Source organism: Yoonia sp., assembly GCF_030731595.1.
In the GTDB taxonomy this organism is placed as follows: Bacteria; Pseudomonadota; Alphaproteobacteria; order Rhodobacterales; family Rhodobacteraceae; genus Yoonia.
The window spans coordinates 39,661-48,257 of the sequence record NZ_JANQTS010000055.1 but is presented as its reverse complement, the minus strand read 5'-3'; the positions used below and the strand labels follow the sequence as shown (position 1 = coordinate 48,257).

Genomic DNA, 8,597 nt, shown 5'->3' with positions numbered 1-8,597 from the left:
CGCTTCCCGACCCTTCATGGCCTGCGCGCCAATTGTCCAAATTTGCGCCGCTTTAAGACTTGAAGTGTTTGGACAGCTTCAAACCTTGCCCGCGGCTGCGGCGGATGGCAGGTTCGCGCCCGAAGCGCACAGGGGCGGTTTCGGGGGTCGTCATGCGTAAATCGCAATGCTAGCCTGATATTCAGACCCGCGCGCGCCCAACCGTTCACTTCTGGCGCGGGAGCCCAGGAAGACAGTGTAGGAAAGGCGACTACTGCCATGGCGATCTCCGAACCCTTCGATACCGCAACTCATCTGGAGCTTGGTCTTATGCAGGGGTTTCCGCCGCCTGCCGGAAAGCGGGTGGATCGCTTCAATGGTGTATTTGAGCCGCCATTCAATCGGTGGGCCTACCAGAATATGCGGCAGATCTGGCCGACAGCACCTGTGCGGCCCAGCGATGCCGGTACCGCGCTGAGGCGCGAGATCGACGCTGACATCGGCAGCCTGTCGGTGCGACGCAAGGATGGCTCTCTCGCTGATTTCGAGTGCTTCCTGCGGCAGACATTCACCGACAGCCTGATCGTGGTTCACAAGGACACGGTCGTCTACGAACGTTACCTCAACGGCATGACGCCGGACACGCCGCACATCATGTTCAGCTGCACCAAGTCCTTCGTCGGCCTCTTCGCATTGATGGCGATCGAAGAGGGGTTGGTCACGCGGGACACCCCGATCGTGGACATCATACCGGAACTCGACAACGGATCGGGTTTTTCCGATGCGACCTTCGGTCAGGTCCTCGACATGACGGCATCGCTGAAATTCAGTGAGTACTATGACGACCCCGACGCAGAGTTCCACGATTACGTCGCGGTTCTAGGGGCCGGCATCAAGGCGGTCGATTGGGACGGACCAAAGAGCCTCTATGACTATGCTAGCACACTGACCAAGCTCGAGGGGCGCGCGCATGGGGCGGTGTTCGAGTACCAGACGCCGCAGGCCGATGTCCTGAACTGGGCGGTCAGTCGACTGTTCGGTCAGAGTTTCGTGACCCTGCTGGAAAACCGCCTGTGGTCAAGGCTCGGCATGACCGGCGAGACCTATGTCCTTCTTGATGCCACGGGCAACCTCTGTGCCGGGGGTGGGCTAAACGCCACGGCAGAGGACATGGCGCGCTTTGCCGCGGCAATGCTCCGGAATGGCCGTGTGGGCGGTGACCAGATCATCCCCGAAGCGGTGATCGACACGCTTTCGCAAGGGGGGTCCACCGAAGCCTTCCTGAGGGGCCCGAGTGCGGAAGAAAGCATGGCGAATGGCGATTGGAGCTATTGCGCACAATGGTGGATCAGAAACACGCCCGGGTCGGAAGCGATCATCGCGCTCGGGGTGCACGGCCAATGGATCTACATTGACCGAAACAGGGAGGTTGCGGTCATCAAGCAATCAAGCCAGCCGGAAGCGGACAGTTGGTACTTCCACGACTATACTTGCAACGCGATGGACGCTTTGGTCCGGCATGTTGCGGGCGAGCACGTGACATAGTCAGCAGGAGCACGTTCGATGCGAGATTTCACCTACAGATAGGACGGGCACCAAGAGGTATTGCTGACAATCGCTCTTCAGATTTCTGGCTCCTGCACAGAACGTTTGCAAAAATTCCGCTTTTCACCCACGGTTTGCTTGAAGCAGGAGGGTGTGGCAAATGCGGAATACCAAAGAAGAGACGCTTGACCCAGACGATTGGGAAGCCACCCGTGCCCTCGCACATCGTATGGTAGATGAGGCGATCGAGCATTTGGTCCGCGTGCGAGAGCGCCCTGTGTGGACGCCGATGCCCGAAGATGTGCGCGCCCGACTACAAACAGGCATGCCGGAACATCCTGCCCAATTGGACGAAGTCTATCGTGAATACCGGGACAACGTTGCAGCTTATCCGATGGGCAACATCCACCCCCGCTTCTGGGGATGGTACATGGGGGCCAGCAACTTCACGGGCGCTTTGGGCGACTTTCTTGCCGCCGTGGAGGGCAGCAACCTGGGTGGTGGCAACACGGGTGCGGCGCAGGTCGAACAACAAGTCGTCGATTGGCTCAAGGAGATCGCTGGCTTTCCCAAAAGCGCGAGTGGCACGCTCACCAGCGGTGGTTCAATGGCGAACCTTGTTGCACATACAGTTATTCGTAATCTTGCCGCCGGATATGACGTGCGCAAGGAGGGCATCGCCGGGCTCAAAAAACCGTTACGCTTTTACGCTTCTGATCAAGTGCACAGTTGTCATCAAAAAGCGTTGGAGACTTTAGGTCTTGGCGCAAAGGCGCTGGTGGAGGTTGCGAGCGATGACCGTCAACGGATGCGACTTGATGCGCTGGAAGCCGCGATCGCACAAGACCGGGCAAACGGGCTGCAACCGGCGTGCGTGATCGGGACGGCTGGCACGACGAATACGGGGGCGATCGACGATCTGACTGCGATTGCAGATCTTTGCGATCGAGAGGGCCTTTGGTTTCACGTCGACGGATGCATCGGTGGGGTGCTCCGCCTTGCACCGGATCATGCGCATTTGGTCGCCGGAATAGAGCGGGCAGGCTCGGTGGCAATTGATCCGCATAAATGGCTTCACACACCCTTCGAAGCAGGAGCCGTGCTGATAAAGGACCCTGAGGCCCATTTCGCGACATTCGAGATGCATGGCCCATATCTACAACTGCAAGAGCGGGGCATGATTGCAGGCAAGTTTCTTGCCGACTACGGCCTCGAGCTAAGCCGTGGCTTCCGTGCGCTCAAGATTTGGATGGCGTTCAAAGAGCAAGGCTCGGCCAAGTTTGGGCGGCTGATCGCCAAAGACATTGCACTCGCGCGATATATGGCAGAGCAGGTCGAGGCACATCCGCTGCTCGAACTTTTTGCCCCTGTTGATCTCAATATCGTTTGCTTCCGCCACATAGCCGAAGATGAGGACGCGTCGAAGGCGCTCAATACAGAGATCATGCTTCGACTACAGGAACGCGGCCTTGCTGTGCCTTCGGACACAACGGTCCAAGGCAAACATGGCCTGCGCTGCGCGTTCAACAACCACCGTACCCGACGAGAGGATATTGATGGTTTCCTCGTCGATGTACTTGAAATCGCGCAGGAAATTGACAGGGAACGCGCTTTACAGGATTAGCGCGCTTCGGCTCCGTCCCGCTTGCCGGTGCTTCATGGATCGCGCCCTGATTGTCAAAGTTTGCGCCGCTTCAAGATTTGAAGTGTTTGGACAGCTTCAAACCTTGGCCCTGATAGTTCGACTTGATCTCGCGGCCATAGAGTGCTGCGGGCAGGGCTGCCATATGCTCATAAACCAAGCGCCCCACGACCTGCCCGTGCTCCAGCACGAAAGGGGCCTCGTGACAGCGCACTTCAAGCACACCACGCGATCCGGCGCCGCCTGCTTCGGCATATCCGAAACCGGGATCAAAAAATCCCGCATAATGCACCCGGAATTCACCGACCATCGCCAGATAGGGGGCCATTTCGGCGGCCTGCATCGGCGGGATCACAATCGCCTCGCGGCTGACCAGAATATAGAAGGCACCGGGATCAAGGATGATCCAGCCGTCCTTGGTATGCACCTCTTCCCAGAACTCGGTCGGGTCGTAGTGGTTCAGTTTGGCAAGATCGACAACGCCAGTGTGCGGTTTGGCGCGGTAGCCGACCAGAGTGCCTTTGGCGGGCTTCAGATCAACCGAGAAACCCAAGCCATCAGAGATCACCGGATCACCTGACACGATGGGGGTCTGCGCGTGCAAGGCGCGCAAATCATCGTCTGACATCAAGGTCTTGCCTTGGCGAAAGATGATCTGGTTCAACATCTGTCCCGGCTGGGCCACGACGGAAAACGAACGCGGGCAAATCTCGACGTAAAGCGGGCCGTCATAGCCTTCGGGGACGCGGTCGAACTCGACGCCGTGATCGGTGATGATGCGGGTCAGCAGATCAAGGCGGCCAATCGAGGATTTGGCACTTGCTGCGGCGGTCATGCCTTTGGGCAGGGTCAGGCGCTCTATCAAGGGCACGACATAGACGCAGCCTTTTTCCAGCACAGCACCGCCCGTCAGATCAACCGCATGCATCTGGAAGTCAGCAAGCCGCTGTTTCACGGTCCGTTTGCGGCCCGCAAGAAAAGACGCGCGCACACGGTACGCCGTCTGCCCAAGACGCAGATCAAGCGAGGCAGGTTGGATCTGTTCGGGCGTGATGGGCAAGTCTGCCGCGATGCCGCCAGATGCGATCATGTCGCGGATCTGATGGTCGGCGAGGACACCTGCAGTCGTCATCTTTTCCCCCTCCGAGGTACCAAAACGCCCGCCGTGCTTGCGCACAGACGGGCGGTTATGATTGGTCGGGCTAGCAGGACTCGAACCTGCGACCTTCCGTCCCCCAGACGGACGCGCTACCAGGCTGCGCTATAGCCCGACGAAGCGCTTTCATACCCGAAACACGTAAAGTGGCAAGCCCGAAAAGCATCACGTGCTGCGCTGCATCCGGCTGCGCAGCACTTCGAGCCGGGCCAAGAGCGGCGCAATCTTTGCAGCACGGTCATGCAAGACGCTTGCGTCAACAGGCGCCCGCCCGATCAGGCGCGGTTTGGCGTCAGGCAGCCCCTTTGGTGGCAAGGGGAGGGCGATGGCAAACTGAGGTGTGCCTGTCGGTGCCTCCATGTCAAAGGGGAGCGCGCCCTGCGGTGAGTCGGGCTCGATCGCTGCGGGTCTGGTTGTCTGTGGCGGCAAAGGCGTGGCGATCCGCACGACTGGCGCGGGCGCAGTGGTTGGCGCCTGCTGGGTGTCCGTCATTGACTGACCCAGCCCCGCCACATATTTCACGCCTTTCTCACGCAAGAGCTTCTGGGCGCCTTTGATGGTCAGCCCGTCTTCGTGCAAAAGCTTTTTGATCCCGCCCAAGAGGTCCATGTCGGTGGGGCGGTAATAGCGCCGCCCGCCTGCACCCTTCACGGGTTTGATCTGGCTGAACTTGCTTTCCCAAAAGCGCAGAACATGGGTGGGCGTGTCCAACCATTCCGCCACTTCACTGATCGTGCGAAACGCGTCTTGGGCTTTGGCCATGACCTAGCTTTTGTTCCCTGCGGCAACGCGATCCTTCATGAGATGCGAAGGGCGAAAGGTCAGAACGCGGCGGGGATGAATAGGCACTTCCTCACCGGTTTTTGGATTGCGCCCCACGCGCGCCGCTTTTTCGCGGACCGAGAACGTGCCAAAAGACGAGACTTTCACCGTTTCGCCCGCCACAAGCGCGTCAGACAAATGCGTCAGCACGCTTTCAACGAGATCGGCGCTATCGTTTCGCGACAACCCCACCTCGTTGTGCACCGCATCTGCCAAATCCATTCGCGTTAAAGTCTTTTCCGCCATAACACACCCCCTACAATTGTAGGGAAGCATATGCCCCCAGCAAATTCAGAGTCAATAACAACGGCTTGGCAAACGGTGTTTGAGTCCGGTTTCGGGCGTCTACCAGCGAATAACGACGGAACCCCACGCCAAACCACCACCAATTGCTTCGGTGACGACCAGATCACCTTGCTTGATCTGTCCGTTTTGGACCCCGACCGATAGCGCTAAAGGAATCGATGCAGCCGAGGTATTGCCGTGGTCCTGCACCGTCACGATCACGCGCTCCATGCCCACGCCCAGCTTCTTGGCGGTGGATTGGATGATCCGGATATTGGCCTGATGCGGCACGACCCATGTCACATCATCCGCGCCAAGGCCCACTTTTTCCAAGGCGGTTTCGGCGGTTTTGGCCAGTTTCTCGACCGCATGGCGGAAAACTTCCTTGCCTTCCATGCGCAACATGCCTGTGTTTTGGGTCGACACGCCGCCATCGACATAAAGCAGGTCCTTGTAGCGCCCGTCGGAATTGAGGTCGGTTGACAGAATACCGCGATCGGTATTCGCCCCGGTGCCGTCCTCGGCCTCCAGAATCACAGCGCCCGCACCATCACCGAACAAAACGCAGGTCGACCGATCGGTCCAATCCATGATCCTGCTGAAGGTTTCGGCCCCGATCACCATCACACGGTCTGCCTGACCCGATGCAATCAGCGCATTCGCATTGGCCAGCGCATAGACAAAGCCGGCGCAAACCGCTTGCACATCAAAGGCATAGCCGGTGGAGTTGCCGATATTGTGCTGCACCATTGTGGCCGCAGAGGGAAAGGTCAGATCAGAGGTCGAAGTCGCGAGAATGATCGCGTCAATGTCCGATCCCTGCATTCCGGCCATGGCGAGCGCGGCTTTCGCAGCCTCGGTGGCAAGGTCAGAGGTATGCTGGTCATCGGCCGCAAAGTGCCGCCGTTCGATGCCGGAGCGCGCCTTGATCCATTCGTCGGTGGTATCAAGCGTTGCTTCAAATTCTGCGTTGGGGACCACGCGTTCCGGCAGGTAATGCCCAACCCCTTTGACCACTGCGCGACGCATCATGACTACTTGCCTGCCTTCGTATTGAGACTTCCCGTCTCATTGTCTTGCCCTGCATCTTGGGCAAGGGATGCTGCAGATGCAACCCGTGCGGCCAGTTTATCCGAAAATCCGCTTTGCGCGAGGCGGTAGGCCAAATGTAATGCCGCAGCCACCCCGGTTTCATCCGCAGAGCCATGGCTTTTGATCACGGTCTGGGTCAGGCCCAGAAAGACGCCGCCATTCACACGGCGCGGGTCGATCCGTTTGCGCAAGGCGCGCAGGGACCCGCGCGCCAGAAGGGCGCCGAACATCGACCACGGGTTTGTCATCAAGGCCCCGCGCAGCAATTCGCTGATCAGGTTGGCAGTGCCTTCACCGGTCTTCAGAGCCACGTTGCCGGTAAAGCCATCCGTGACAATCACATCGACCTTGGTAGAGGGCAGATCGCCACCTTCGATGAACCCGACATAGTCGAAATCACCAAGAATCGCTGCATTTGCAATAAGTTCGTGGGCGACCTTCAACTCGGCGCGGCCTTTGTGTTCCTCGGTGCCCACGTTCAGCAGGCCAACCCGTGGCCGCGCGATGTCAAGACCGTTGCGGGCGTAAGATGCCCCCATCAGCGCATAGGTCAGCAGATCGTCCTGATCGGCGCGGATATCGGCACCGGCATCCAGCATCACATTAAAGCCCGCCGGATTGCGCGAGGGCCAAAGGCAGGCAATGGCAGGGCGGTTCACCCCTTCGGCCTTGCGCAGGCGCAACATCGACATCGCCATCAGCGCGCCTGTGTTGCCACAACTGATCGCCACCGCAGCCTCGTGGCTGCGCACCGCCTCGATTGCCGACCACATGGAGGTTGTCTTGCCATTGCGCAACACATGGCTGGGCTTGTCGGTCATCTTGACCACATCCGCTGCGTCATGGATGGCGACGCGCCCCGTGATGCCATGCTTAGCGACCAAGGGATCAAGTTCGGCTTTGGGACCGTGCAGAATGGCGCGGGCATGTGGTTCAGCGCTCAGGAACTTCGAAAGGCCCGCAACGACAGTTGCAGGCCCTTTGTCTCCGCCCATCGCATCGACCGAAAGCACTCGATTTGCAGCATGTCCCTGCGTCGGAGCAGTGTCCGTCTGGGCTGGTTTCATGCCGAAGTGCCTTTTGTCGCTTTATGCAGCGTCTTCGTCGAGGTCGATTTCTGTGGTGCTTGCGATCACTTCACGTGTCGCATAGTGGCCGCAAGACGGGCACACATGGTGGGGGCGCTTGAGCTCACCACAGTTGTCACACTCGTTGGGGTTTGCCGCGACGAGTGAATCATGTGCACGCCGGTTGTTGCGGCGGGATTTGGATACTTTATTCTGCTGGACAGCCATGTCTCAACCCTATGATATAAAGGGCCGTGGCCCAGATTTCTTTGCGTCTTGCGGGGTCCTACGCCATTGCGGCAGCCCTGTCGAGACACGATCTAAAAGAGGTCGCGAACATACTGCGATTCCTTGTATGTGCAACCCCTTTTTACCCTTATTTCAAAGGGGATTATTTATCCTTCTTTTCAAGACTTGCGCGCAGCGCCCCAAGGCCCGCAAAGGGCTTGGCGTCGTCTTCGGTCATCGGGGCGACACCCGGTTCGGTGAAAACGCTTGTTGGCAGGTCGGCGCCCGGCGCACGCGGATAAAGTGGCAAGGCCAGCGCCAGCGCCTCGATCATGACCTGCGCGATATCCAGTGTCTCGGGCAGGGCCTCGACCGTGTCATCCACCGGCATCTCGATCTCGGCGGCCTCGATTTCAGGGATTTGAGCGAGGTAAGAGCGCTGCAACCCCTCGTCGATCCGGGTTGTGACCGGGTCGAGCGTGACGACGCATTCCTGGACCACTGTTGCCCCCAACTGGGCCGTCAGCGCCCAGTCCTTGCGCCCGATGGGGGCCAGTTCGCCAGCAAAACGCAGTTTCTTGATCCCGACGATTCCCAGTTCGCCTGCAACCGCCTTGCGTTCATCGGCGGTGGGGATCAGGTCGAATGTCGTGGGCTTGCGGTTCGGCAGATCGGCCAAACGCATCTGTGATCGGGGCAATTGGGCCAAAGCTGCTTCCATTCTTGAACCGGGACGGGGTGTGCTGTATCGGGGATAAAAGGCCAGACAGGCCAAGGCAAG

The 8,597-nt window shown here is 59.1% G+C and carries 9 protein-coding genes and 1 tRNA gene; 2 read left to right on the top strand and 8 right to left on the bottom strand.

Annotated features, from left to right (window positions below; genetic code table 11):
• The first annotated feature begins 258 nt into the window (after positions 1–258).
• Both NWQ23_RS05650 and NWQ23_RS05645 read left to right on the top strand, forming a co-directional pair.
• Positions 259–1,524 carry a serine hydrolase gene (locus NWQ23_RS05650; protein WP_306165281.1) on the top strand — a complete coding sequence of 422 codons (1,266 nt, stop codon included), beginning with the start codon at positions 259–261 and terminating at the stop codon, positions 1,522–1,524.
• 160 nt (positions 1,525–1,684) lie between these two features.
• Entirely contained in the window at positions 1,685–3,148 is a 1,464-nt protein-coding gene (locus tag NWQ23_RS05645; RefSeq protein WP_306165280.1) for a pyridoxal-dependent decarboxylase, read from the top strand.
• A 70-nt stretch (positions 3,149–3,218) separates the two neighbouring features.
• On the opposite strand, the gene NWQ23_RS05640 is transcribed toward NWQ23_RS05645, so the two are convergent.
• From NWQ23_RS05640 to NWQ23_RS05605, 8 genes are all read right to left on the bottom strand, one after another.
• On the bottom strand, positions 3,219–4,298 hold the full coding sequence (locus tag NWQ23_RS05640) for a 2'-deoxycytidine 5'-triphosphate deaminase (protein WP_306165279.1): 1,080 nt from the start codon (positions 4,296–4,298) through the stop codon (positions 3,219–3,221).
• 62 nt (positions 4,299–4,360) lie between these two features.
• Positions 4,361–4,437 (bottom strand) — tRNA-Pro (locus NWQ23_RS05635).
• 50 nt (positions 4,438–4,487) lie between these two features.
• Positions 4,488–5,084 carry a MerR family transcriptional regulator gene (locus tag NWQ23_RS05630; protein WP_306165278.1) on the bottom strand — a complete coding sequence of 199 codons (597 nt, stop codon included), beginning with the start codon at positions 5,082–5,084 and terminating at the stop codon, positions 4,488–4,490.
• Positions 5,085–5,087: 3 nt separating this feature from the next.
• A complete protein-coding gene (ihfA, locus tag NWQ23_RS05625; protein ID WP_306165277.1) occupies positions 5,088–5,390 on the bottom strand; it encodes an integration host factor subunit alpha in 303 nt (100 codons plus the stop codon).
• A 99-nt stretch (positions 5,391–5,489) separates the two neighbouring features.
• Positions 5,490–6,461, bottom strand: coding sequence for a beta-ketoacyl-ACP synthase III (locus NWQ23_RS05620; RefSeq protein WP_306165276.1), 972 nt, complete (start codon positions 6,459–6,461; stop codon positions 5,490–5,492).
• Positions 6,462–6,463: 2 nt separating this feature from the next.
• Positions 6,464–7,588, bottom strand: coding sequence for a phosphate acyltransferase PlsX (gene plsX / locus NWQ23_RS05615; RefSeq protein ID WP_306165275.1), 1,125 nt, complete (start codon positions 7,586–7,588; stop codon positions 6,464–6,466).
• A 21-nt stretch (positions 7,589–7,609) separates the two neighbouring features.
• Positions 7,610–7,816 (bottom strand): 50S ribosomal protein L32, encoded by a 207-nt coding sequence (rpmF, locus tag NWQ23_RS05610; RefSeq protein ID WP_306165274.1) that lies wholly within the window; start codon positions 7,814–7,816, stop codon positions 7,610–7,612.
• Between the two features lie 163 nt (positions 7,817–7,979).
• Positions 7,980–8,501 carry a DUF177 domain-containing protein gene (locus tag NWQ23_RS05605; protein WP_306165273.1) on the bottom strand — a complete coding sequence of 174 codons (522 nt, stop codon included), beginning with the start codon at positions 8,499–8,501 and terminating at the stop codon, positions 7,980–7,982.
• Positions 8,502–8,597: the final 96 nt, after the last annotated feature.